23 protein-coding genes and 1 tRNA gene are annotated in these 26,473 nt (G+C 52.0%); 9 read left to right on the top strand and 15 right to left on the bottom strand.

What is annotated here, in order from left to right:
• Positions 1-84: 84 nt before the first annotated feature.
• Together B0D95_RS17370 and B0D95_RS17365 are read right to left on the bottom strand one after the other, a co-directional pair.
• A complete protein-coding gene (locus tag B0D95_RS17370) occupies positions 85-2,667 on the bottom strand; it encodes an RND family transporter (protein WP_078045815.1) in 2,583 nt (860 codons plus the stop codon).
• 147 nt (positions 2,668-2,814) lie between these two features.
• Positions 2,815-3,144 carry a SelT/SelW/SelH family protein gene (locus tag B0D95_RS17365; protein WP_078045077.1) on the bottom strand — a complete coding sequence of 110 codons (330 nt, stop codon included), beginning with the start codon at positions 3,142-3,144 and terminating at the stop codon, positions 2,815-2,817.
• 137 nt (positions 3,145-3,281) lie between these two features.
• On the opposite strand from B0D95_RS17365, the gene B0D95_RS17360 reads away from it, so the two are divergent.
• The 3 genes from B0D95_RS17360 to B0D95_RS17350 all read left to right on the top strand — a co-directional run bounded on the left by B0D95_RS17360 (position 3,282) and on the right by B0D95_RS17350 (position 6,275).
• Positions 3,282-4,109, top strand: coding sequence for an FHA domain-containing protein (locus tag B0D95_RS17360; protein WP_078045076.1), 828 nt, complete (start codon positions 3,282-3,284; stop codon positions 4,107-4,109).
• A gap of 75 nt (positions 4,110-4,184) precedes the next feature.
• A complete protein-coding gene (gene ppa, locus B0D95_RS17355) occupies positions 4,185-4,715 on the top strand; it encodes an inorganic diphosphatase (RefSeq protein WP_078045075.1) in 531 nt (176 codons plus the stop codon).
• 264 nt (positions 4,716-4,979) lie between these two features.
• The gene (locus B0D95_RS17350; RefSeq protein ID WP_078045074.1) at positions 4,980-6,275 is read left to right on the top strand and encodes an MFS transporter; all 1,296 of its coding nucleotides are present in this window, start codon (positions 4,980-4,982) and stop codon (positions 6,273-6,275) included.
• 76 nt (positions 6,276-6,351) lie between these two features.
• Here the strand turns inward: B0D95_RS17350 and B0D95_RS17345 are convergent, their stop codons facing one another.
• From B0D95_RS17345 to B0D95_RS17330, 4 genes are all read right to left on the bottom strand, one after another.
• A complete protein-coding gene (locus tag B0D95_RS17345) occupies positions 6,352-6,768 on the bottom strand; it encodes a PilZ domain-containing protein (RefSeq protein ID WP_078045073.1) in 417 nt (138 codons plus the stop codon).
• A gap of 105 nt (positions 6,769-6,873) precedes the next feature.
• On the bottom strand, positions 6,874-8,103 hold the full coding sequence (locus B0D95_RS17340; RefSeq protein ID WP_078045072.1) for a DUF418 domain-containing protein: 1,230 nt from the start codon (positions 8,101-8,103) through the stop codon (positions 6,874-6,876).
• A gap of 53 nt (positions 8,104-8,156) precedes the next feature.
• Positions 8,157-8,645, bottom strand: a complete 489-nt coding sequence (locus B0D95_RS17335) for a DUF1456 family protein (protein WP_078045071.1) — start codon at positions 8,643-8,645, stop codon at positions 8,157-8,159.
• A 91-nt stretch (positions 8,646-8,736) separates the two neighbouring features.
• Positions 8,737-8,812: transfer RNA gene (locus B0D95_RS17330), tRNA-Phe, on the bottom strand.
• A gap of 463 nt (positions 8,813-9,275) precedes the next feature.
• Between B0D95_RS17330 and add the strand changes: the two genes are divergently transcribed.
• The 6 genes from add (at position 9,276) to B0D95_RS17295 (ending at position 15,710) form a co-directional block, all read left to right on the top strand.
• Positions 9,276-10,289, top strand: a complete 1,014-nt coding sequence (gene add, locus B0D95_RS17320; RefSeq protein ID WP_078045069.1) for an adenosine deaminase — start codon at positions 9,276-9,278, stop codon at positions 10,287-10,289.
• 15 nt (positions 10,290-10,304) lie between these two features.
• Positions 10,305-11,150, top strand: coding sequence for a 5'-methylthioadenosine/S-adenosylhomocysteine nucleosidase (gene mtnN, locus B0D95_RS17315; RefSeq protein WP_078045068.1), 846 nt, complete (start codon positions 10,305-10,307; stop codon positions 11,148-11,150).
• A 100-nt stretch (positions 11,151-11,250) separates the two neighbouring features.
• The gene (locus B0D95_RS17310) at positions 11,251-12,294 is read left to right on the top strand and encodes a hypothetical protein (RefSeq protein ID WP_078045067.1); all 1,044 of its coding nucleotides are present in this window, start codon (positions 11,251-11,253) and stop codon (positions 12,292-12,294) included.
• 142 nt (positions 12,295-12,436) lie between these two features.
• Positions 12,437-13,522 (top strand): purine nucleoside permease, encoded by a 1,086-nt coding sequence (locus B0D95_RS17305; RefSeq protein WP_078045066.1) that lies wholly within the window; start codon positions 12,437-12,439, stop codon positions 13,520-13,522.
• Between the two features lie 54 nt (positions 13,523-13,576).
• Positions 13,577-14,662: a nucleoside hydrolase gene (locus tag B0D95_RS17300; RefSeq protein ID WP_168172475.1), complete on the top strand. Its 1,086-nt coding sequence runs from the start codon at positions 13,577-13,579 to the stop codon at positions 14,660-14,662.
• Positions 14,663-14,756: 94 nt separating this feature from the next.
• On the top strand, positions 14,757-15,710 hold the full coding sequence (locus B0D95_RS17295; RefSeq protein ID WP_078045064.1) for a sensor domain-containing diguanylate cyclase: 954 nt from the start codon (positions 14,757-14,759) through the stop codon (positions 15,708-15,710).
• Here B0D95_RS17295 and B0D95_RS17290 read toward each other — a convergent pair.
• The 9 genes from B0D95_RS17290 to B0D95_RS17250 form a co-directional block, all read right to left on the bottom strand.
• Positions 15,707-16,291, bottom strand: coding sequence for a phosphoribosyltransferase (locus B0D95_RS17290; protein WP_078045063.1), 585 nt, complete (start codon positions 16,289-16,291; stop codon positions 15,707-15,709). The genes B0D95_RS17295 and B0D95_RS17290 overlap by 4 nt on opposite strands.
• Positions 16,292-16,352: 61 nt before the next feature.
• Positions 16,353-17,588 carry an allantoate amidohydrolase gene (locus tag B0D95_RS17285; protein WP_246841646.1) on the bottom strand — a complete coding sequence of 412 codons (1,236 nt, stop codon included), beginning with the start codon at positions 17,586-17,588 and terminating at the stop codon, positions 16,353-16,355.
• A 158-nt stretch (positions 17,589-17,746) separates the two neighbouring features.
• Positions 17,747-18,814 (bottom strand): adenosine deaminase, encoded by a 1,068-nt coding sequence (locus tag B0D95_RS17280; RefSeq protein ID WP_078045062.1) that lies wholly within the window; start codon positions 18,812-18,814, stop codon positions 17,747-17,749.
• A gap of 27 nt (positions 18,815-18,841) precedes the next feature.
• Positions 18,842-20,098: an alanine--glyoxylate aminotransferase family protein gene (locus B0D95_RS17275; RefSeq protein WP_078045061.1), complete on the bottom strand. Its 1,257-nt coding sequence runs from the start codon at positions 20,096-20,098 to the stop codon at positions 18,842-18,844.
• A gap of 65 nt (positions 20,099-20,163) precedes the next feature.
• Complete coding sequence (locus B0D95_RS17270) at positions 20,164-20,988, bottom strand: sulfite exporter TauE/SafE family protein (protein ID WP_078045060.1); 825 nt, start codon at positions 20,986-20,988, stop codon at positions 20,164-20,166.
• Positions 20,985-22,595 (bottom strand): gamma-glutamyltransferase family protein, encoded by a 1,611-nt coding sequence (locus B0D95_RS17265; RefSeq protein WP_078045059.1) that lies wholly within the window; start codon positions 22,593-22,595, stop codon positions 20,985-20,987. Before B0D95_RS17265 ends, B0D95_RS17270 begins: the two co-directional genes overlap by 4 nt.
• Complete coding sequence (locus tag B0D95_RS17260) at positions 22,592-23,773, bottom strand: amidase (protein ID WP_078045058.1); 1,182 nt, start codon at positions 23,771-23,773, stop codon at positions 22,592-22,594. The genes B0D95_RS17265 and B0D95_RS17260 overlap by 4 nt, the downstream gene beginning before the upstream one ends.
• Positions 23,774-23,982: 209 nt before the next feature.
• Positions 23,983-25,098, bottom strand: coding sequence for a purine nucleoside permease (locus B0D95_RS17255; RefSeq protein WP_078045057.1), 1,116 nt, complete (start codon positions 25,096-25,098; stop codon positions 23,983-23,985).
• A gap of 45 nt (positions 25,099-25,143) precedes the next feature.
• Positions 25,144-26,412: a hypothetical protein gene (locus tag B0D95_RS17250; protein ID WP_244904893.1), complete on the bottom strand. Its 1,269-nt coding sequence runs from the start codon at positions 26,410-26,412 to the stop codon at positions 25,144-25,146.
• Positions 26,413-26,473: the final 61 nt, after the last annotated feature.

Raw genomic sequence — 26,473 nt, 5'->3', positions numbered from 1 at the left:
ACATGAATGAAAACACACACACCAAATAAAAAGGGGGCGCGAAATTCGCGCCCCCTTTTTATTTGTTTGCAGTTAATGCATTCACTATTTACCCGGCCCGAAAGGTTTTAGCATTAGGATCAGTTTAGGCAGCAGCGTGAGTGAGCCAATGACGGCCATCAACATCGCAAATGCGGTGAGCAAACCAAAATAAATCGAGGGAATAAACTCCGACAACATCAGAATCGAGAAGCCGACCACAATCGTCACTGATGTGTAATACATAGCGCGCCCAATGGATGCATGCGAGCGGTGCATGGCCTCAACATAATTTTGATCATACGAAAATTCCGTGCGGAAGCGATAGAAGTACTGAATCGCCTGATCCACCCCCACGCCCACCACAATCGCGGCGATAGTGGTAGTCATCATATCCAATGGAATACCGACCAACCCCATTGCGCCCAACACAGTACTTGCGGCGATGATGTTGGGCAGAATAGCGATGAAGGCAATTTTGAATGAGCGGAAGAGCACCATCATCATCAACATAATGGATACAAACACCACACCGATGGTAGAAATTTGCGAGGCAAATAAACTTTGCAGCATATTGTTATACAGCACCAACATGCCGGTGAAGTGTACCTGCTCCGGTTTAAACCCACCTTCCGTTAACGCATAGTTGCGAATGCGCTCAACCAACTCGGCGCGCTTTAAATCCGGCGTGGTTTCAATAACACGCAAGGTGATGCGCGTTTGCTGTACGTCATCCACCAAATAAGGGTTGATAAGGAAATCCTTAATGTCATCGGACAACATGCTGCGCAGCACATTCAGCTCAAAGTCATTGAGCTTGCCTTTATTAATGTCGTGCGCCAATTGGTAGACAGTGGCCAGTGACTGCACCTTGCCCACTTCCGGCAGTGACTCGAGGAAGGTGTGTAATTTTTTAATTTGATCCAACCCGGCAACACTAAACCAATAACTGGGCGGTGCCTTGGCTGTTGTGGTGCCATCGGCAAAGGCATCATCTTCACCCATATCGGCGAAGGGATCGTCTTCATCAAAGGCTTCTGCAGCTACGTCATCGCCCTGTACTTCCGCAAAGGGATCTTCGTCATCTGCTGATGAGGTCTCTGCAATATCAATCGTGTTTTTATCGGCATCGAGAATAATATCCAAGGTGACAGTACCACCCAGTTGGCGATCAATAACACTCAAGCCCTGGTGAATTTCACTGTCGCTTTTGAAATAGTCTACGAAGCGGTTTTCCACTTCGAGTTTACTGATTCCCCATACACTCAGCACAACGGCCAACAGAGAAACCCACAGTATTTTGCCGCCGTGAAATTCGGCCAATTTGGAAAAACGCACGGTGAGTGCCGCGGAATTATCGCCGCGATCTTTAGGCTCGCCCTTGGGCAGAATCATTAATCCCGCCGGCAACACCACAAACACCAGAATAAAACCCACTACCAGGCCGATGGTCATCATCCAACCAAAATCGATGACAGGGCGAATGCCACTCATCACCAACGACATAAAGGCGACTATGGTGGTCAGTGCAGAATAGAAACAGGGAATCGCCATATCGCGCACGGTTTGCATCACCAGATCCGACTGTTCCAGATCCGGATCAATCGCGTGCAATTCGCGATAGCGCACCACCACATAAATCGTGAAAGCAAACACCATGATTAATAGCAATGCTACAAAGTTAGATGAAATCACCGTGAGGCGCCAATCAATCCAGCTCAACCAACCGAGCATCAGGGTGACCGACATTAAACACGCAGTCAGTGGCAGCACCACGAATCGCCACTGGCGGAAGAGGAATGCCAACATAAATATCATGAACGCCAGCAGTGCCGCACCGAATACCACCAAATCACTTTTGATGTAGGAAATCATATCGGTGGTGATCATGCTCACGCCGCCGAGGAATATTTGCGCGCGATCCTGATATTTCGCCACTATGCCGCGCACGATTTCCACACGGGCCGCATCCTGTGCGGCAGTGGCGGTGCGGTAGTCCAAAAACTCCGCCGACACACGCGCTAACTCGCGCGCTTCTGCCGCGCTCAGCGTTTCATTTTTTGCCTTCAAGCGCAGCGCATCGCGGTGACGCGCCATTTCGATGTATTGGTTATTGACCTTGAGGTTGAGCAGGATTGCCGAGGTAGTGCCATCGGGACTGAGCAACATGTCGCGGTAGATAGGACTGGTTAAAAACTCCTGCTTCACCATGGCGCGGTCCACGCCCGGTGTCAGCAGGGTGCGGGTCGATTCTTTTTGCTCCGCCAGTGAGCGCATGGGGCTGTATAGCAGCGGCACATCAATCATGGAGTAGACACTGGCCACGCCATCGACACTGGCCAGTTCATCGTGCAATTGCTTCAGGGTATTGATGGACTCGTCCGAAAAAATATCCGCTTTGGGTGTGTAGGTCAGCACCAGGAAATCGCCACTTTGGTAGCGCTTGGAAATTTCACGCAAATAATCGATGGATGTATCGTTCTCCAGTGTCAGCGAATCGGCCGAGGCATCCAGTTTGAAATTGGTCATGCCAAAGGCAGCCACTATGGTCAACACCACCAAGCCGGTAAATACGTGATAAGGACGATTGATAACCAGTGCGCGATAGAAACGATTGAGATACCAGTGAAAACGTAACAATGTCTGCATGAAATAGTCCGGTGGAGTTGAATCCTTCAGGAAGGGTGACCAGTGCTGCCAGCCACAGGGTGGCGCCATTATGCCAGCCACCCCCGGCTAAAACAGTAAAAAGGCCATCAAGCGTTTTTTACCAAGGGGATTTATTACAAAAGTCAGTCATTTTTTATGGCCGTCGCTGTGCCCAAGGGAGCGATCAGGACAAAGTAGATCGCGCACACGCTGCTTTAGTTCCTTGGCCTCGGGAAAACCGCCATCGCGTACCCGGTCCCACACCAGCTCACCGTTAAGCCACACATGGAATACGCCACCGGTTCCCGGGTGCAGCGCCACCTCATCCAGCTCGCCGTCGAAGGTGCTGAGCAGTTCCTGCGCCAGCCAGGCGGAGCGCAGCATCCAGCGACACAGGTTGCAGTAATGGATCACCACCCGGTTGCCTGCTACCGGAATCGTCGGTTCAGGCGTGGATGAGGCTGCAATATCAGTCATAAGTTTGCCCTTTGGGTATTGAGTTAATAGAATTCGGTGGTAATGTCATTCAGATCACCCACCGGCGTCAAAATAGACAAAATCCTGACACATTCTTGCTTAAAAAGGATGAATAAGGCGACAAAACGGAACCCTCGATGCTTAAACTCCATTTCAAGGATAATCGCCAGCCTCCGGTGTGGGTCGTTGAGAAGCTATTCGCCTTAGGTAGCGCCAGCGATAACCATCTGGTGATGGATGACCCGGAGGTCGACAAATACCACGCCAAAATCCTGCAGGAAAACAATAAGTACTACCTCAAGGACAACAATAGCCAGCAGGGTTGCTTTGTGAATGGCCAGCGCATCACCCAACGCGAAATTTTACCCGGCGATATTATCAAACTCGGGCGCAGCGAAATCATCGTTCTCGACCCCCGCAGCCTCGCCGATCGCCCCAAAGATGCCTATGCATTGCCCTGGCGCCTGGTGTCTGACAGCAGTTGGCTCGCGGGTAAACAGTTTATCCTGCTGCCGGAGCGCAGCATGGTGATTGGGCGCGGCAGCCAGTGCGATATTGTTATCCCCGGCACTCACCTCTCACGCCGTCACACCGAAATCAGCATCGAAGGCAACCACCTGCGTATCAAAGACCTTGGCTCGGCCAACGGCACTTTCCTTAATGAACTGCGAATCGACAATGCCACCGCCAACAATGGCGATCGCTTGCGTCTGGATGTCTATACCTTTCGCATTGTGGCGCCAGATCTGGAAGAGACCAAAACCCGCTTGCGCAAACCCATCGACGCCCTGAAACCCGTCGAGCGCAAACTGCCCAGCAGTGAACCCAAACGCTGGAAAACCCGCCCCACATCACCCGGCAACCGCATCGAGCCGGTCGATCACACGGGGAGACGGCAGGCCTGGATGGTACTGATGGCAGCGGCCGCTGTTGCAATCGCTATCGTCATCTTTGTGTTGTGGTAGAATCCGCCGCCTATCAAGACAACGAATGCTTTATTCACCCGTGAGTTTTTTATCAATCGACGTCAGGAACGCACCATGAGTTTTGAACTTGTCCCTGCGGGCAAAAGCCTGCCCGATGACTTTAACGTAGTTATCGAAATCCCTATGAATTCCGGTATCAAGTACGAGATCGACAAAGACAGCAATGCGCTGTTTGTTGATCGCTTGGTCAGCACCGCCATGTACTACCCTTGCAACTACGGCTACATCCCTAACACCTTGTGTGGCGATGGCGATGCGGCCGACGTACTCGTAGTATTCCCACAGCCAGTGCAAGCCGGTTCAGTAATTCGCTGCCGCCCGCTGGGCGTGCTGAAAATGACCGACGAAGCCGGTGAAGATGCCAAAATCGTCGCCGTACCGCACGATAAGCTCACCACTATTTACAGCAATGTGAAAACCCTGCAAGACTTGCCGGAAATCACCCTGAAGCAAATCGAGCACTTCTTTGAACACTACAAAGACCTCGAAAAAGGCAAGTGGGTAAAAGTAGCGGGCTGGGGCGACCTGGAAGAAGCACGCGCTGAAATCCTGAAAGCTGCCGAGACTTACAAAGCAGGCAAATAAGCCTGACTGATCCATCGATCAGCCTAAAAAAATCGTCTTAAAAATGTAACACCTAGCAGCATCAACCGCTTGATCAGGTGAGAGAGATCACAGAGGTCACCCCGCGTGGCCTCTGTTCCAAGAGCGCGATGAAAGACTGCACACGGCAAGGATTAAGCCGCTAACAATAAAACCAGAGGCAGTGAGTAACACCCAATAAGCCTTACACAGCAAAAGGCGGTTGTTATCACAGACAATAACAGCAAAAACATCAGGAATTTTCCTATGAGTTCTGCCCCTGCGACCAAACACCCCTTACTCTGGGTGCCCTCCGGCTATTTTACGATGGCACTGACCTACAACATGCTCACCGCCGCGGCGGTAGTAATGTTCAGCAACCTCGGCATGGATAACGCCAGCGCCGCGGCCTATGCCAGCGCCCTGGGTCTTGCCTATACCATCAAACCCTTTTTTGCCGCCTTTCTGGAAATGTACAAAACCAAAAAGTTTTTTGTACTGCTCTGCCAGGTATTGCTGGGGGTAGGCTTTATCGGTGTCGCACTGGTGATGAACCTGCCCAATTACATCACCCTGATGCTGCTGTTTTTCTGGGTACTTTCATTTATTGGCTCCTCACAAGACATCACCACCGACGGGGTTTATGTCACGGCGCTGGATTCCAAGTCACAAGCACTTTACTGCGGCTGGCAAAGCCTGAGCTGGAACCTGGGCAAGCTGGCGATGATGAGCGTGATGGTCGTGCTCAGCGGCGTCCTGCACGAACATTATTTTGGCCTTGACCCTCATGTATCCGGCCCGGAATGGATCAAATCCTGGCAGATCGTCTTCGGCTTGCTCGGCGTACTCATGCTGTTGATGGCCGCTTGGCACTGGCGCGTCATGCCCGATGGTGCGCGCGCTGAAAACACCCCCAAAACCCCGGCCGAAGCCATCAAAACCCTGATCGATGCCTTTGTTACCTTTTTCCAGAAACAAGGCATTTGGCTGATGATTGGCTTTGCCCTGCTGTTCCGCATCAGCTTCGGCTTTTTGAATGCACCCAGCATGCTGTTTATGAAGGACTCTGTCGAAAATGGCGGGCTCGCCTTAACCAATCAGGAATTCGGCATTATCTACGGCACATTTGGCCTGATTGCACTGCTGATTGGCTCGCTGATTGGCGGCGCCTATGTCGCCAAAAAAGGTCTGCAAAAAGCCCTTTTCCCACTCTGCTTCTGCGTCAATATTCCCAACATCACCTTTTTGCTGATGGCGTTTTACCAGCCTGAAAGCCACTTGCTGATTAGCGCGGGCGTTGTTATCGAGCAATTCTTTTTTGGTATTGGCTCTGTGGGCTTCATGATTTACCTGATGCAGCAATTGGCACCGGGCAAATACGCCACCACTCACTACGCCTTTGGTACCGCGCTTATGGGGCTGTGTATGATGCTCACGGGCATGGTCAGCGGCGTGCTGCAACAGGCGATGGGCTATGTAGGTTATTTTATCTTTGTGATGGCAGCGACAATTCCATCATTCCTCATTTGTTGGTTTGCCCCGTTCCATCACAAACACGATTGATACGGCAGCCACAAATGCCCATAAAAAAACCGGCCAGCGCCGGTTTTTTTATGGGGTTCTGCTTACGGTGAAATGATCAGTGAATGCCCGGCTGGTCAAACTGCGCCGAATAGCGCGCAATCCACTCCAACGCCGCTTCCTCACTGGTCAGGTTGCGCCCCTTAAGGGCTAAGCGCTGGCGATAATCCTCAATCTGGCAGACCTGCTCCACCATGCGCGTGCGGAAAAACTCATCATCACTGGTGAAACGAACGCCCACCTCATAACTATCCGGTCCCTGCTCGCGCCGCCACACAATAACACCACTGCCGTGGTAATCGGGACTGGTAATGGGAATATCAAATTCCACCCGTGTCCCCACCTTGACCGGCTTGTCGGTAATAAAACACAAACCGCCAGCGCTGAGGTTGCGCACCCGCACGCGAGCGCTTTCATCGCCCCCGGCGCAGACCTGAATAGGAATTGATGTGGGATGTCGAATAAATGTGCGCATGAGCCATTCACCGGAGGAGTTCTCGGACACCTTTAAAGTGTAATCCAGCAAAGCAACGCGCTAGGACAGGATTTTCATGAGAGAACCCTCGCCTTAGAACCAAAGCTAGCAGGCGCGTCGAAATGGTTGCACCCGCTGATACACGAAGCAGCGCCACAACCACTCCAGCGGCCCAACGTAAAAATAGCGCAGCCACAGCACCGCAAAAGCACACAGGAACACCCAGACAAATGCAACTAACAGCAACAGCGACGACAGCGCTAATTGGCCGTACCAACCAAGGCCATATCCGTAGAAAATGCCGGTAAAAATCAGGGTCTGCATGATGTAAATGCTCAAGGCCATTCGCCCGACTGCCGCCAACACCACACGCCCCGCTACAGCTACCGTCGAACGCGCCCAGCGCGCAATCAGCAACCCATAAGCAATGGACAACACACCACTGGCAAACATATGCAGTTGCATCCCCAGGGTCAGCGCATACTGGGATGAAAAGCCCTGAACACGATTGCTCAGCAGCGCCGCCAACATCAGGAAGGCGCCGACCAACAGGGCTAAGATCAACACGGGTGTCGCCTCTTCGGGTGGTTGCGCTGAAAAATAACCGCGTCGCACCAGCACCACCCCGAGCAACATCATCGAGCAGGAAAACCAACCGCCAAACAGGCTAATCAGCTGCATGCCTAGCGCATCGGAAAACCGGCGCGGCGCCTGCTCCCACCAGCCTTGCTGGTAATGCGCAACCTCCTCCGCCAAGGCCGCCTCATCAAACAGATAGCTCAGCTCTTGCCAAACCTCGGCCGGCAACCAAAACATCCCGCCATAGAGTAGGACCTGAAGCGCAAACGCAATGATCGCCGCCAGTATTAATTGGCGATCACTCCTCTGCCGCCAACGCCACACTACAAAACTGAACAGCGCATAGGTCACCAGCACATCACCATCCCACAACAAATAGGCATGGGCGGCACCGAACAGCAATAACGACATGCTGCGACGCCACTGCAAATGATTGAGTTCGGACTCGGGGAGTGATTGTTTATCTGCCGCAAATAACCACAGACTGGCTCCAAAGGCCAGGCTCAACAGGGCAATGAATTTTGAATCGACAAAACAATAAATGAGATACCAACAAAACTGCTCAACGGCACTGTAGTGCGGCAACAATGCAGGCTCAAGACGCATCACTTCCGGCAAGGCAAAGGAATAAATATTGACCAGCAAAATGCCCAGCACCGCCACACCGCGCAACACATCCAAGGCGGGTGCCCGCACTTGCGCCGGTGCAGGCTCAGGGCGATCAATCACTGACCCGGTAGAGTCGACATTCAACACAACATCCTCCTGTTACTACCGCCGTCCGGGCGGATTCCATTACAACAGCACTATCACGCGCCGGTTTCGCTCACATCAACCGCCGCACCACGCAATTTAACTTGCAACCCTTTTAAAAAGTTACGCAAGACCTGCGATTGACACTCGCGATAATTCTGATGGCCAGGCTTGCGGAAAAATGCGCTCAACTCATGTTTACTCAGCGGAAAACCCGCCAGGACCATGGTTTCCAATATCTGCTCATCTTTATAATCCAGCGCAATTTTTAATTTGCGAAAGATAATATTGTTATTGAGCTTTTTCTCCAGTTCCGGCTGTTCCCCCTCGCGCTTACCGCGCTTTTTATTGATCAAACCGTTTAAGAAAATCGCCAAATGCACATCGCGCAAGGCTTTAAAATCCGGCTTGTCATCTGTCTTCAACCAATTGCTCACCAACTCGCGCGACGCATTAAAGCCGCCAGAGGCAAATAACGCCATCATCTGGGAATCGCTGAAATCAAAAATAAAACGCAAGCGACGCAAAATATCGTTGTTGGTCATGAGATTACACCCGGAAGTTGGTGCGCAAACGACAGAAAAAGAAAAGCATAATAAAAAACCCGAAGCTCTTGCGAACTTCGGGTTTTAAATATGGTGCCCAGACCCGGAATCGAACCAGGGACACGAGGATTTTCAATCCACTGCTCTACCGACTGAGCTATCTGGGCGTGTCGCTTGCGCTGTGCTGCAAGAGGCGCACATTAAACCCGCTCGGGCGGACTGAGTCAATAGCCATTATTAAAAATAATTGCCTTTCAATCTGGGTGATTATTTTTCAATCAAGCCTGTAATTCGGGCAGTTTTTGCTATTCGCCACCATCGCCATCCCCTCTGCTTTTTGCTCCTTGCGCGAGGCATTGCATACCCCCGGCAAAACACAGTGGGCTGCATTTTTTGCAGTGAGCCACGCAGAGCAAGTGCCGACAAAAATGAACACTATTTGCGCAGCAGGCTCATTGCAAGAGACAAAGTGGTGCACAGTTGCAGCACCATTTGGTCAGGATTTTTAATTTCCTGTCCTTTTGGTCAGTAAATTAAAGGGTTGGTGTAAATCAGGAACAGAACTTGCTGTAGCGATGAGAGATATACAGACAACCTTGATTGATTGCAGTTTATGCAGTGGAGTCGCCGATGCAAACCTTTATCGAAAATATGCCTAAAGCCGAGTTACATGTGCACCTTGAGGGAACCCTTGAGCCAGAGTTGAGCTTTGCTCTGGCGCGCAAAAATAATGTTGAACTGGGCTATGCGACACCAGAGGAATTGGTCGCTGCCTATGACTTTTATGACCTGCCCTCTTTTTTAACGATTTATTATGGGGCGATGAAAGTCCTGCAGGATGAGGCTGATTTTTATCAGCTCACCTGGAATTACCTGAGCAAGGCTTATAGCCAAAATACCGTTTATGCAGAATTATTTTTTGACCCGCAAGCGCACACCAGTCGAGGGGTCGATTTTGGTGTAGTGATTCGCGGGATTCGCGCCGCCCAGGAAGATGCCGAATCAAAGCTCGGCGTTAAAAGCCAATTGATTATGTGTTTCCTGCGCGATATGAGCGCGGAGTCGGCCATGGAACACTTGTTGATGGCAGAACCCTATCGCGCATGGTTGGTGGGTGTTGGCCTGGATTCCGATGAAAAAAATAACCCGCCAGTCAAGTTTGCAGCGGTGTTTAAAAAAGCGCGGGAGATGGGCTTAAAACTCACCATGCACTGCGATGTGAATCAACAGAACACCTTACTGCATATCGGCCAGTGTCTGGATGACATAGAAGTTGATCGTATTGATCACGGTGTTAATTCGCTGGAAAGCGATGCGCTCTGCGACGCGATAAAAGCCCGCGGCCTGGGGTTGACAGTGTGCCCTGTATCCAACCGTTTTGTCGTGCAGTCGCTGACCTCTGCCGAGATTCGTCGCATGCTCGACAAAGGCATGCTCGCCACCATTAACTCTGATGATCCAGCCTATTTTCGCGCTTACCTGAATGAAAATTTGGTTGAGTTACAGCGTGAAGGCAACTTCAGTAATGAGGAAATTGCCACGCTGGTTGGCAATGCCTTTCGCGTGGCATGGCTGCCAGAACAAGAGAAAAATACTTACCTCACCCGGTTAAACCATTATTTGGCTTCCGCCTTAACACATTAATTTATTGAGAGAAATATGATGACCATTTTTGTTCGCGCGCTGGGTTTTATCGCCCTCTGCTGCGCCATAACCAGCAATAGTTTTGCACAAGAAAAACCTGCTTATTATGAGGCAACAGATACCATTGTTATTCTGGGCGCGGTTCCCCAGGAAATTCCTGTGCTCACCAATGCGCTGGAAAATCCAGAGAAAAAATCCCTGTGGGGAATTCCTTATTGGCAAGGGAAATTGCATGGTAAACCGGTGGTAATTGCCATCACTGGTATTGGCAAAACCTATACCGGCATGACCACCACTTTGTTTATTAAAGAATTCAAACCGCGTTTGGTATTGATGACAGGTACGGGGGCACGCATTAACCAACAATTGCGTACTGGCGATGTGATTGTTGCTACCCACACTTATGAGCATGATTACGGCAGCCTTACTAAAAATGACATGGTCTATCGCCCCATGAATAGTCCGGATGATGGCAAAGAAGTTGAAAATGAATTTAAACCAACGCCATCTCTTTTGGCTATTGCACAGCAGGCGATGGATAGCTATGAAGCGCAAACCGTTACCGCCAATGGCAGCACTTACAAAAACAAGGTGCGCTACGGTGTTGTGGCATCATCTGATTTATTTGGTGTTACCCAGGCGCGTATTGATTCACTGCGCAACAGATTTAAAACTGACATTATGGAAATGGAATCTGCACCACTGGGTCATGTCTGCCAAACCCTGGGAGTCCCTTATTTGATTGTGCGTTCCGGTAGCAATGTTGCCCAAGAGGCGCCCAATGATGATTACCTTCGTCTCGGCCCGATTGCCGCGCGCGAAGCGGCAAAATTTTCATTGCACTTGCTGAAATTTTTGTAACTGAACCCTGTTGTTTTACCTTTTTCATGTTGTTCTCCTCTGTAGTAGTTTGCCCGCTTTTGCGGGCTTTTTTATGACCATTTGATAACGCAGGATTTTTATGTTTTTACACCAATACCACAAACTTCTCACTCGCTGCCTGTTGATGAGTGCCGCGTTATGGGCAATGGGCAGTTATGCAAAAGCACCTGTCGATAAAGCGACAAGTAGCAAGCTCTACCAACAGGCAGTAACGCAGTTGGGCTACAGCGAACTGGCAACAACCTTTAGTCGCACCAAAGCCTTGGCAATCAGCTCGCTGGCAAATGAAGAACAACTGTCACTGCCGGAATTACAAGCAGCCGCAGTGTTGGAATTGATTGGTGCACCGCTTAATGATGGTGAGCAAGCGCTGCGCGATTTTATCGTCCACTACTCACGCCACGATTCGGCGTATTTGGGGCAGCTGAATGAAGCATCGCTGTATCAACGTATTGCGACCCAGTGGTACAACAGCAGTGCCGTAGCACCCTCATCCTTTGCACTGGAATTGCGCCAGCTAATCGCGCAGGGAATTGCTACCGGTTATAACCTGGTCACCACGCCCTGGCCCTTATTTGCCACTGAACGCCACTTGATTTATGGGCACAGCGATATACAACATGCGCAGCAATTACTGGCACTCTTGGCCAGTGAAGGTTTGCAGGCGCGCGTTGGGCTTTCGCGCAAAACATCGGCATTTTTATACCGCGATGACTGGGGCACACTGAGCCAATCACTGATTGAGTTGGGTAATCAGCGTCGACTGGTTGAAGCCAGCGAATACGATTTGCATTTTGAATTTCCCTCTGCAGCCGACAAAACCCGTTTTGTTGCCGCGATTGATCGCTACGCCAAAAAAGAAAGTGCGAATCAAACCGGTTTAATTCGCGGCGCCTGGTGGCAACCCTTTTATCGCAGCCACACGGCCGCAGAAGGTTTTGCCAGCGCGACGCAAATTGCTGTAAGCAATGGCAAGGAAACGGCACTGCTGTTAGCACTCCCGGCACAGGCGCCCGCGCTGGTAAAGGCGATTCAACAACTCAACCCGGCATGGTCGGTAACACCTGAGGCGATTTGGGTGAACCTGGCATTTCACCGCTATTTACGTGGTGGTTACAAATAGGTTCCATTTAACCCACTAACAATTCTTTTCTTTTTATCTGTCCGATTGGTCAGCAATTTGCATTATTACCAACATCTGCAGGCTGCGGTATGTACCGAAGCCTTGCAGTTATTTTTTTGATGGCTTTTTATCGAGGTTATGTATGTTGGTTTTACAAAAGTGGTTATTTAATTTTCCGGGGCGAGCATTGCTCATCATCGCCACTATGCTGTTCGCAACCGGCGCTAATGCGGCTACACCCGCAAAAAATGCAGCGATTCCAGTGAAAGTGGTTGTAGTGAGCATGTTTGAAAATGGCGATGTCACCGGGGATGAAGCGGGTGAATATCAACTCTGGATTGAACGCCAGAAGCTGAACAAACAATTTCCCTTTCCACTCGGCGCCTATGATTTGCACATGAATGAGGCAGGCATACTGGCGATATGCACCGGAGGGGGCGTTACCAACGCTACCGCATCGATTATGGCGCTGGGCACCGACCCGCGCTTTGATTTATCCAAAGCCTATTGGGTCATTGCCGGCATTGGTGGTGGCGACCCATTAGACGTATCACTGGGCACCGGCGTATGGGCAAAACACGTGGTGGATGGCGATTTATTGTATGAAATCGATGGCCGCGAAATTCCCAAAGATTGGAAATACGGATTGATCCCGCTGGGCGCTAAAGAACCCAATCAGGAATCCACCGGTTGGACTGTGGATACCATTGTGTACCACTTGAATCCGACACTGGTTGATTGGGCTTACCAACTCACCAAAGATCACCCGGTTGCCGACACACCCGCGATGAAACAATTTCGCGAACAATACCAAGGCTTTCCCAACGCGCTGCGCGCACCCTTTGTCACCATTGGCGACACTATCGGCTCCAGCACTTACTGGCACGGCGAATTATTAAATACTTGGGCCAATGACTGGATGCATTTGCATGCCGGCAAAGACAGCAATTTTATGACCACCAATATGGAAGATAACGGCAGCCTCACTGCGCTGCATCGTTTGGCGAAAGCAAAATTGGTGGATACCGAGCGCGTATTGGTATTGCGCACCGTGAGTAATTTCAGCTTCCCGCCACCGGGTAAAACCGCTGCCTGGAGCACCACCGCGCCCTACCCGGATAAAGGTTTGCCCGCGATTGAAGCCGCCTATGGTTTGGGCAATCGCGTAGTGCAAGAACTGCTGCGCGGTTGGGACAACTATCAACACACCACACCCTCAGTGAAATAACCTCACGTACACGGCACTCGCCTGACGAGTGCCGTTTTTTTATTCGCGATGATTATGATGATGAAACATTTTTTGCTCGCCATGCTTTTTGTCAGTGCCAGTTGGGGCAGCTATGCCAAGCCCCTTATTTTTGATAACGATATGGCGATTGATGACTGGGCAGCCCTGCTGTATTTATTGCATCACCCCAAGGCGGATGTAATTGCCGTGACCATTTCTGCAAGCGGCGAATCGCACTGCAAACCCGGCCTGGATAACACCAATGCGCTGATCGATTTATCCGGCAAGTTGAATAAACACATTCCCGTTGCCTGTGGCGACGACTATCCACTCGATGGTTATTTTGTGTTTCCTGAAGCCTGGCGCAAAGATTCCGACACCCTCTCCGGCGTGCCCCTGAAACCCAGCGCGCGCGTCGCCAGCGACCAACACGCCGCCGACATAATCCACACGGCGCTGGCCTCAGCAAAAGAGCCTGTCACGCTGATCGCCACCGGCCCGCTGACCAATATCGCCCAATGGTTGGAGCGTTATCCCAATGACAAAAGCAAGATTGATCAACTGGTAATTATGGGCGGAACGGTAGATGCACCGGGCAATATTATTGTGCCGCTGTTTACCAAAGGTCACCCCAACACCACGGCGGAATGGAATATTTTTGTCGACCCACTCGCCGCCGATAAAGTGTTCGCCGCCGGTCTGCCGATGGTATTAGTCGGCCTGGATGTAACCAATTCCGTGCGTGTAACCACTCAGGTCGCAGCCGATTTCAAACAAGCCGTTGCAACAGACTCAGCCGCATTTTGGGATGCCGTGCTGGATAAAAATGACTGGTTTATTGCCAGCAATGAGTATTATTTTTGGGACACCCTTGCCGTCATGATTGCTATGGAGCCAGCGCTGTGCCACGGCGACAGGCAATCGCTGCGCGTGGACTATCAAACCACTAGTACCCCCTGGCAACAAACCACCGACAACAGCATGCCGGATACACGCTGGGACGGAAAAAAACGCAATCACCTGGAGGCAAAAACGGCGGGCACTCTGGTAAAGGATAAAACCTATCCGTCCATCACCGTCTGCCGCACCACTGAACCGGCACGGATTTTCAAAACCTTCCGCGACACGCTGAACCAATAACCGGCAAGGAAAGCCGTGACATTGCTGATTTCTATTAGCGGCGAGGTTCCTTCAGGCGTATATTGGTTGATTTAGCCGCCACGAGAAATACGCCATGAACCGCCGCTTGGACGACGACCCGAGTGTTTACAAAACCCTGCTGGAATCCACCAAGGCCATCCCCTGGAAAATTGATTGGAATACTCTGACCTTCTCCTATATTGGCCCGCAAATAGAACAGCTATTGGGTTGGGAACCGAGCAGTTGGGTCGGCGTACAGGACTGGGCAGCGCGTATGCACGAAGAAGACCGGGAGCGCGTGGTCAACTTTTGCGTAAGCCAATCCCAAGCCGGAGTGGATCACGAAGCTGACTACCGCGCGCTCACCAAAGATGGCCGCTTCGTGTGGATTCGCGATGTGGTGCATGTGGTGCGCAACCCGGCGGGCGAAGTGGAATCGCTGATTGGTTTTATGTTTGATATCAGCGAGCGCAAACAAACCGAACAAAAACTGATTGACCTGCAAAAAGAACTGGAAAAATTATCCTTCAAAGACGGCCTGACCGGCGTTGCCAACCGGCGCATGTTTGATTCAGTGATGGACGTGGAATGGCTCAATGCCAAACGCCATCGCCACCCCTTGTCGCTGATCATGGTCGATATCGACTATTTCAAACAATACAACGATCACTATGGCCATTTACAAGGCGATGACTGCTTGAAACGCGTAAGCCAGGCACTGAGTGAATCTGCCACGCGCGCCAGGGATTTTGTCGCGCGCTTTGGCGGTGAAGAATTTGTCCTGATATTGCCCGAGAGCAATGAGGAAGCTGCCGCTGCCGTCGCCGAGCGCTGCCGCAAAGCGATTTTCAAATTACAAATCGCACACGAAAAATCCCCTATCAGCCAACTGCTGAGCATCAGCCTCGGAGTAGGTACGATTACACCGGGGCAAAGTGAAAACCTGCTGGATTTTATTAACACCGTGGATCGCCGCCTTTATCAGGCAAAACAAAACGGGCGTAATTGTATTGTGGCTCAGGATAATGAAAAAACGCTCGCCAATTAAACGTCCTTAAACTGTTTGGTATCCGTTGCCCGTGCAATGGTATCGGCAATTTCGCTGCCTTTGCCTTGCAAAATTTCCTGCGGGGTTAATCCGCAAAGTTCGTGAGGGAACACTAGCCAGCGGTCGGTGGCGTGGACGTAAAAATCCGGTTTTAAATCGGTGACGTTGCGCGAGGGCTTATACCAGGGGCAGGCAATTTTGATGGTATTTGGGGTATTGCGACGGGACTTGCGTTTTATTTCGCTGATGATGGCTTGAATAGAACGCCCCGAGTCGAACACATCATCCACAATTAATAATTCCTGATCCGCATCCACATTTTTGACGATGTAATCCAACCCGTGTACACGAATGTCTTTGCTTTGTTTGTCGATGCCGTAATAGGACGAGGTGCGAATGGCGATGTGATCGGTCGGCACACCAACACACTCCAAATATTCTTGTACCGCAATGCCCACGGGTGAGCCGCCGCGCCACACACCCACAATAAAATGCGGACGAAAACCGCGCTGGTAGATTTGCTCGCCCAATTTGAATGAATCCAACAAGAGTTCATTGGCGGTAATAAAGTGTTTATCCATTGCGTTTACCTATAGCGGTTAGCCCATCGTTTTATTCAATCATTGTTATGGCGAGAAAATATTATTGCGCCAGTTTTTGTAATGTATTGCTGAGCGCATCAATCGCCAGAGCAACATCATCCACAGTGACTGATTCATCCGGGTGGTGACTCACCCCCCCTTTGCAGCGCACAAAGTACATGGCCACATCACAAATATCGGCCATGGCCATGGCATCGTGACCGGCGCCGCTCATTAATGTGTAAGGATGTAAATTCATATCGCGCAATACTGACGCTTGTAATGCTTGTATCCAATCCGCGCAGACTACTGCTGGTGCGTTGTGAATTTCGGTCCAGCGCGCCACAAGGTTTCTATTCAGGCAAATCATATCCAGTTCATGCTGGATTTTTGCAAAGGCTTGATCACGCAGCTGATCATCACCGGAACGAATATCAATGGTAAATGTGGCGTGACCGGGAATGACATTGACGGCGCCGGGGCCGCATTCAATTTTTCCGACAGTAGCAACAACATCGAATTCGTTGGCGATATTTTCTACCAGCACAACACCCAGTGCAGCGCCGACCAGTGCATCTTTGCGCATGGGCATAGGCACTGTCCCGGCGTGTCCGGCGTAGCCTTCTATGTCAATCGAAAAACGACGCGCACCGGCGATGGCAGTGACAATACCGAGCGCCAGGTTTTCATTTTCCAAGACCGGCCCCTGCTCAATATGGACTTCAAGGTAGGCGAGTAAGTCGTCGGGGTTGCGTGCAGCGCTGTGAATATTGTCGGGGTCCAAACCAAAATCGATAAAGGCTTGTTTTAAACTGATTCCGTTGCGATCTTTTAACTCCCACCACTCGGGATTCCAGGTGCCTGCGACGGCGCGGCTGCCTAATAAGGTGCTGCCGAAACGTGTGCCTTCTTCATCACCAAAGCCAATAATATCGATGGCATAGGGCAGTGTAATATCGTTTTGGTAGAACTGCTCCACGACAGCGATTGCAACCAGTACACCGAGAATCCCGTCATAGGCGCCAGCGTTGGGAATTGAATCCAAATGCGAAGCAAGTATTAAGGTTTTTGCGCAAGGATTTTTTCCATCGTAACGACCACAAAGATTTCCCGCCGCATCAACCCAGGTCTCCATGCCTGCGTCTTGCATCCATTGTGCAACCAATTCGTTGCACCGTTTGTGCTCTGGCGTTAAATAAAATCGGCTGATATTTTCCGGGTGCGAGCTGATGGCGGCGAGTTGATCGCACCAGTGCATGACTTTTTCTGCTAGTGCTTCGGTGCTGATTTCGTTCAAGATGCTTTTCTCAATCGGGATTGTGGCGCTGCGACTGGTGTTATGCACCCGGAGACTCGCCGTAAACCCTTCCCTGGGGGCTCGTCGTCGCCATCCTTGGCTCCGGCGGTCTCCGAGCACATAACACCACCCTTGCTTAAAGTTGTATTTCTTTTTTCTTAATGAAAACTATTAGCATAGTTTTTCAGCTGATCGATAAAGTCCTGTTTTTCAACATCGTTAATAAAACTGGAAGTGAAACTATTGTGTGCAAGCAATAGCGCCTGTTTGCGCGTTAAGGGAAAGGCATCGGCGAGGGCAAAATAATTGTCGTTGAGGTAGCCACCAAAGTAGGTGGGATCATCGGAGTTGATCATGACCCGCAAGCCGGCATCCATTAAGGTAAATAAATTGTGCTCAGCCATTTTGTCGAACACACACAAACGCACATTGGAGAGCGGGCATACCGTGAGCGGGATTTGTGTTTTTTGCAAATAATCCAGCAGTTGTGGATCTTCGTCGGCGCGTACGCCGTGATCAATGCGCTCGACTTTTAATAGATCAATCGCCTCCCAAATATACGCAGGCGGGCCTTCTTCACCGGCGTGGGCGACTACGCGATAACCTTCGGCGCGGGCGCGGGCGAAAACCTCGGTGAATTTACTGGGCGGATGACCAAGTTCGGAACTGTCCAAGCCAACGGCGATAATCTTGTCTTTCCAGGGCAATGATTCTTCCAGGGTTTTCATCGCACTCTCGGCACTTAAATGCCGCAGAAAATCCATGACCAGTTTTGAGCTGATGCCCCATTCTGTTTTGGCATCATCCATCGCGCGCAAAATGCCGCTGATCACAGTGTCAAAGGGGATGCCACGATCCGTATGGGTTTGCGGGTCAAAGGACAATTCGGTATGCAGAATATTATCGGCTTTGCATTTGGCAAAATAATCCCGCGCCAGGTCGTAAAAATCCTGTTCGTGTTTGAGAACCGAGGCGCCTTGGTATAACAAATCCAAAAAGCTTTGCAGATTTTTGAATTGATAGGCCGCTTCAATTTCTTCCACACTGGTGTAGGGTAACTTCACCTGATTGCGCTGGGCGAGGGAAAACATCATGGCGGGCGATAAGGCGCCGTCGAGATGCATGTGCAATTCGGCCTTGGGCAAGCCAGCCAAAAACTCACGCGACGCAAGTTCTTCAAGTTTAGGTAGCCCGGAAAAATCCGGGGCGATTACCGAGGGAATCATGGGTGTTCTCCTGAACAGGTCAGCCTGTTAATAGCCTTCTTGTGCATAAATGGTCATGGCGGCATCCACACCCGCGTTGGCGGTTTGCGAATGCCCGGCGCGGCGCAACACCGCTTCAAGTGCCGTTAAGGTTTGCAGCACCGCATCTTTGCGTGCGTTGTAACCCATGGTGCCAATGCGCCAGATTTTGCCGTGCAATGGGCCAAATGACGTGCCAATTTCAATTCCAAAATCATTGAGCATACTGCTGCGCACCGTTTCACCGGCAACGCCTTGGGGAATATAAACACCCACCACGTTGTGCATTTTGTTGGCTTGATCGCCGAACAATTTTAAATTCATCGCCGCCAAACCCTGCGCCATGGCTTTGCCGTGAATGCGGTGGCGTTCGATAGCGTTTTCAACACCTTCTTCCAACAAAATGCGCGCGCATTCACGGGCGCCATAGAGCATGGTGGTGGCTTCAGTGTGGTGGTTAAGGCGTTCTTCGCCCCAGTAATCCATAATCATGCCTAAATCAAAATAATTGGAGGCGATACGCCGACCGCTGCCTTCGACATGATTTTCGGTACGAATACCAGCTTCGATATGGCGGCGCGTGCGAATCGCAGCAACGGCTTTTTCGCTGAGCGTAATAGGCGCGCTGCCCGAAGGACCGCACAAACATTTTTGTAACCCGACCGAGACAGCATCCAGTTGCCATTTGTCAGTTTCAAATGGATTGCCGCCAATGGAGGCAGTGCCATCGGAATAAAATAAAACACCGTGGCGCGCACAAATTTCGCCGAGATAATCCAGCGGTTGCAACATGGTGGTGGAGGTATCGCCCTGCACTATGGCGAGCATTTTGGGCTGTACATGTTTAATCGCTGTTTCGATTTCGTCAGGCGTAAATACTTCGCCCCACTCTTTGTGGATTTTGTGCACCTCGGCGCCGCAGCGCTCGGCAATTTCACACAGCAAATGACCAAAGCGACCAAACACCGGCACCAGAATTTTATCGCCCGGTTCCAACAGTGAAATTAATACCGCTTCGATACCGGCGCGCGAGGTGCCATCAATTAATAATGTCCACTGATTAGCCGTTTTGAATACGCCGCGATACAGCGCCATGGTTTCATTCATGCATTGCGTCATGGCCGGATCATATTGGCCGACAAGTTGCGCGGACATGGCGCGCAGTACACGCGGATCAACAGTGATGGGCCCCGGCCCCATTAATAATCGGGGCGGCGGTGAAAAAGGTCGCAGTAGCGATGGGCTAACACTGTACTGATCGGGCATTTCATAACTCCTGACAACGGCTAACAACAAAACACATCAACACGAATCGCTCGTGAATATTCTTTTTACGACCCCAATACCTGCATCAACATACGCCCACCGCTGATGCACAGGAAAACGGCGAATACCCGTTTCAACATCACCGCGTCCAACTTGGAGCCGATCCAGGCACCAACCGGTGCGAGTAATACGGTGAGCGGAACAATCAATAAAAACCCGGGCAGGTTGACCATGCCGATCATGCCTTGCGGGGCATCTGCCGGGGTTTGCGCCAGCAGCATGGCCAACGCACCGGGCACGGAAATTAACAGGCCAAAGAAGGAAGCGGTGCCTACCGCGCGATGCGGTGGGTAGTTACAGGCGTTGAGCAGCGGTACACCAATGGTGCCACCACCCACCCCCATCATCACCGAGAAAAACCCTATACCGCTGGCCATGGCGCCCTGCCCTGCCATACCCGGCAATTGCTGGGCGATGGGCGCGGCCTTGGCGCGAAACAACATGTTGGCGGCGACTAACAACGCCACCACGCCAAAAATCGCGCTGGTAACTTCGCCTTTGGCGTGCAGCGCAAAGGTGCTGCCCGCAATGACACCCACCACCATAAACGGCCACCAGCGTTTGATGAGCGCCCAATCCACATTGCCGCGTTTGTGATGGGCGCGCATGGAGGAAATACTGGTGGGCACAATAACCAGCAGCGAGGTGCCGGTGGCGACCAGCATGGCGGTCGCAGGGCCAACCCCAAAGGACTGCAATACAAAATAGAGCACTGGCACTATGACAATGCCGCCGCCCACACCGAGCAGGCCGGCGAGGATGCCGGCAAAGGCACCGGTGATCACCATGGCAATCATGGTGGGCAGCCATTGGCTTAAAAATTCATTCATTGACCGCACTCCATCATGATATCGACCAAACCCGCACCATCGCTGCGCGGGTCGCTTGCAGCCAGTGCACTGCCGTCACCGCCACTGACCACCGCACCGGCATGGCCCATGATTTCGCTGTGCGCCGGAACCGCCTTAAGGGCGTGCCCGCGTGCGCGTAAATTGCTACCAAGTAAATCCACTAGATCTTGCTCCATTTTTAAATCGTGATTGTTGTCGCCCCAGGTGCGCCCCAACAGCCAGCGGCCACGACTGATGGCCTCGCTGAGTGTGCGCCCATCATAAAGGTAGCGACTGAACAACGCTGCCTGAGTTTGCGGTTGTCCTTCTCCGCCCATGGTGCCGTAGCTGATACGACGGCCATCGCTCAGCAGTGCAAACGCCGGGTTGAGGGTGTGAAAAGGTTTGTAGCCGGGCGCCAGCGCATTGCGATGGGTGGCGTCCAGGCTGAAGCTCACACCGCGATTGTTCCACACCAGCCCGGTGCCGGGGACAACCACGCCCGCACCAAATTCCCAGTAAATACTTTGGATAAAACTGACCATGGTGCCGCTGCCGTCCACACAGCCCATCCACACGGTATCGCCCGGTTCGGCGACTTGCGGCCAGGGCAAGGCCTGCTCGGTGATCACCGCAGCGAGCTGGTCGATATGCCCGTCGCTGAGCAGATCCGCCCAGCGCTCGCTCAGGCGACGCGGGTCGGCAACTTCGCGATCGCGCACTAAAAATGCGAGTTTGGTGGCCTCAATCAAACCATGCACCCGCGCGGCTTCATCCCACTCGGGGTTAAACAGGCGGTCGTAAATGGCCAAAATCAGTAGCGACGCCACGCCCTGGGTGGGTGCGGGCAAGTTAAAACACTGGCCAAGGCGAGTTTGTACGACGAGCGGTTTTACTTCCTGCGCGGTGTAGTTTTGTAAGTCGGCCAAACGCAACGGGCTACCCAGTTGCTCCAATTCACGGGCGATGTGCGCGGCGAGTTCGCCGCGATAGGCAGAATCCAGCCCCTGTGTGGCAAGCCTGTTCAAGGTGACGGCCAGATCGGGATTTGTGAATGTTTCTCCCTCCACCAAGGGGCGACCAGTGGGCATAAATACCCGCCGGTATTCTGCTTGCCCGGCCAACTCCGCCTGCACTTTGCGGCTGGCCGCTTCGAGGCTGTGGGTAACACGAATGCCGTTGTTGGCCAGCGCTATCGCTGGTGCCAGCAAGCGCGTCAAGGGTAATAGCGGTGCGGATTCAGCGGCTATGTCGCGCGCCTTTTGCCACCCGGCCAAGGTGCCGCCCATAGTGACGGTGGCGAGTGCACCACGACTGGGAATTTGGTTAAAACCTTTGCTGTTGTACCAATCGATACTCGCCAATTGCGCCGCACAGCCGCAGGCATCTATGGCGCGCGGGGCTTCGCCCGGTTTATGGATCAACCAAAAACCGTCGCCCGCCAAACTGTTCATATGGGGGTAAAGCACGGTGATGGCAGCGGCGGCGGCGATCATGGCATCCACCGCACTGCCGCCCTCGCGCAGCACGTCCAAACCGATGTTGGCCGCTTGGGCATGGGGTGCACTAAAGGCGATGGCGTGCCGGTTGCTAACAGCCTGGGTCATAGCCTGTCACCACACAAATCCATGGCCAATTGCAGCAGGGCTTTGTCATCACCGCGCCGGCCCAAAAGGGATACCCCGTAAGGCGCGCCCTGCTCATCGCGCAAGACAGGTAAATGCACTTGCGATAAACCGGCCAAACCGGCTGCGGCCGTCAGGCCCATTAATTGGGAGCGATACATGTCCATCCACTGGCTGTCGGCACCCAACAGGGGCGATGGGCCAGGTGTGGTGGGCAGCAGGATAAGATCCACATCGCTAAACCAGCCGTCGATATCCGCCTGCAAGCTGGCGCGCTCTGCTTCCGCTGCTGCTTGGTCGGCGTCAGTGAGGGTTGCACACCACTGAAAACGCGCATGAATATCCGGCGCAAAGGTGGGCTGGTGTTCAGTGATCCACTCGCCGTGGGTTTGCCAAATCGCTCGCCCTTGCAAGGTGCGGAAGCACTGGCTGGCGCGACTCAACCAATCGCCATTGAGCAGTATGGGTTTTACCGAGGGCAGCAGCGCTTGCTGCTTCAACCAGGCCTGATGCTCTGGGCTCCAGAGCACCCCTTGTTGCAGCGGCAGTAACAGCGCCGCACGCAGGGATTTATGGGGGAAACCGGTGGCAAGCTCGGCAGGCAGCAATACCTCGCCGACCTGTGCCAGGGTTTGCGCATCGCGCGTGAGCCAGCCTACGGTGTCGAAGGGGGGCGCCAGTGGCACCATGTGTTCAGTGCTGATCAGGCCATGGCTGGAGCGAATGCCAAACAAGCCGTTATAGCTCGCAGGAACACGAATCGAGCCACCGGTATCGGTGCCCAGACCTATATCGATATCGCCCGCTGCAACCGCCACGGCAGAGCCGCTGGAAGAACCGCCGGGCAGGCGCTCGGGGCAAACGGGGTTTAGGGGAGCGCCGTAATGAATATTCAAACCGTTAAGACTGTAAGCAAGTTCATCGGTTTGGGTTTTGCCAACCAGCTCAGCGCCCGCGTTCAGCAGCTGCGTCACCACCGGTGATGTCTGTTCCGGTACAGGGTGACTGGCCAGCCAGTCAGGATTTCCCGCCGCCGTGGGCAAACCGGCAATGTGGAATAAATCTTTCACGCCCAAACGCAGCCCGGCAAGGCTGCCGGAATTTGCGTGGGGATGTTCATAGTGACCGCGCCATGCAAAGACGCGTTGATCGAGCGACATGAATGTGAAGCCTTTGAAAGCGAGGATTATAAAACCAACAGAATCTCGCAACTAACTTTCACCAAGGGGTTCCGGTGTTGTTTCTGAGACCATCGGAGACATGGATGTCGACGCTGAGCCTACATGGATGTATTCACGGCGTGTCTCAGAAATAACACCGGAACTCCGCCGGCGCGACAACAAGCTATTCCCGTTTTTGTAGACGGCGATTATTTCAAATCCGCCGGTGCAGGTACTTTGTCTTTGTAAACATCCCAGTTGCCCAAAATCTTGTCCATCACGGCAGTTCCCACAATATAGGCGGATTCGAGCGAAGCATCCAATCCCGCATAACCTTCATTTTCCGCAAGCAAACTTTCTGCCGCCGTGACACCCGGTGGCGGCATGGTGTAGTTACTGCCGGTACGCAATACCATGAGGCGATTTTTATCGGCCTTGCCGATGTTATGCAAATAGCTCAGCGACAAATAAGTACCTGTGTCTTCCATGGCCGAGGTCACAAACTCACCCTTGCCCTCGGTCCAGTATTTTGTCCACTTGTTGGCCCAGGTATTCATGATTTCGCCGTGCCAAAACGTCATGGCCGCGAGCTGATCGCCTTTCAATACAAATGGTTTGCGCTGCGCATTCGGGTGATTCACATAGAGTGAACGTGTAGCTTCCAGGCTTTCGATATCCGGTAACTCAATATCTTTGGTTAATTGGAATGCCCACTCGGTTAACTCGGGATTCAAGCGAAACATTTCACCCGTTGGCTCGGGCTTGTTCGGGTCGTAAGGTTTGGTGGTGTAACGCGCAAAATAACCTGTCTCCCAATCGGCCGGAATTTCGCGCGCATCAATTTCGTGGGCGAGGTCGCCATCCACCAAATATTCTGCCCAGGCGGCGGAACCGATAGAGGCATCTTCCGGGTCAATTCCGGCAATACCGGCCACCAACCAATAGGCTTGGCTGAAATCAAAACGCGGATCCATACCCAGCGCCATGGTTGCCGCGGTGGAGCGCGCAGTGCCAATACCGGTCACTATGCCCATCACACCGGTTTCCATATTCATGTAAATATCGTGAAAGGAATTGGGAAATTCAAATTTGGTATCCAGTTTTTGGCGCTCTTTCCACAACTGGAATTCACCGGCTTTATCGCCGCTGTCTTCACCAATTTCAAACATAGTGACCACGACAAACTTCACCGGAATCGGCGCCGGTGCTTGCACACTCGCACTGACACTAGTTGCCGCCGTGTCAGTGGCGGGTTTGTTGCACGCGGTAAGTGTAACAACTGAAAAACATATGGCGGATAACAATAACCCTGCTCGCATTTTCATCGCTAATTTATCTCTATTCATAAAAAATCCTCATTGATGCAGCAGTTAACTCTCGCTCTCTTGGTTGCGCGTAATCCAATTGTGTTGGCGACGCAAATCCTCCGCGTACTTCAACCAGGAACCCGCTTGTTTTTCGGTATAGGCATAGGCGCGCGCTTTTTTGAAGGCATCTAACCCTTGATCAAATTGGGTTTGCTCGGTCATGACAATACCGAGAATTAACCAGGCTTTGCCCGGTTCTTTTAAACTGCCAGAAAGCGCTTTGCGCAGCGCCTGCTCTGCCGGTTTCCACTTGGCTTGCTCCATATAAATATTGGCAATACGCACATGGGCTTCGCCGTTGTTTGTGACCTTGGCGAGCTCTTCAAACGCGTCAATTGCCTGCTTGCTTTCGCGTGCGGCAATCCAGGCATTGGCTAACAGATCCAGATAAGTTTCATTGCGTGGCACATCATTTTTTTGCAGCGCAGCTTCCAGTAAACGGGCGCCCACTTCCGGTACGCCCTGGGTTACCGACAACTGCACCATAGAGCGGATAGACGCTTCTTTTTGCAATACCCCCAGCTTCCACGCCAATTGCAAACTGGCAAGGCCTTTTAACTCTTTGCCCTGCATCACGTACACGCTGGCCAACTGCTCCCAGTACTCGGATTTTTGCGGCCAGGTTTTAATCGCCGTTTGCAGCGCATCGGCGGCTTGCACGTAATCTTTCAATTCAAAACTACAGGCAATATACAATTGGTACCAACTTTCGCGCGGCTCTTTGCCGCTGCTCACACCGGCAGCAATCGCTTGTTTCACATAGGGAATGGCCTGCTGGTATTTGCCGGTTTGGGCAAAAATATTGGCCATGAAAATCGCTTGTTCCGGTGTAGGCGACGCAATGGTTTTAAACCACTCTTCGGCAAACACCAGCGCTTCATCGTATTTTTCCAGTGAGGCGTACAACTGCGCGACCATATAGCCCACGTTGTATTTCACATTTTCCGGCAACATATCCAACGCTAGGCTGCGTTTTAAATAATCAATAGCCTGCGCATAATTGTTGCGCCCCATTTCGGTGTAGCCCAGCATTTGCAACACCAGAGCCTCATCGATGGAACCGGCCTCAACCTCACCGTGCAAACTTTTTAATGCATTAAAAGCCTCGGTAGTTTTGTTGGCCGAGATTTGCTCCTGAATGCTGGTGAGCTGCTTGAAGGTTGTCGCACTCACCGATTTGGAGGCAGACCAGCTATTGGCAGATAACACCAGCCCCGCAATAAATGCGCTGATTTTAGTGGCGCGCCACAATTGCCTTGCTAAAGGATTCATTGCGGGTTTCGTTAATGAATTGCTTATTGCCATTTCAACACCTGTGTATTCATCATCGCGG

The sequence above is a fragment of the Cellvibrio sp. PSBB023 genome, assembly GCF_002007605.1.
GTDB lineage: Bacteria > Pseudomonadota > Gammaproteobacteria > Pseudomonadales > Cellvibrionaceae > Cellvibrio.
This window is presented reverse-complemented; position numbering and strand designations above follow the sequence as displayed.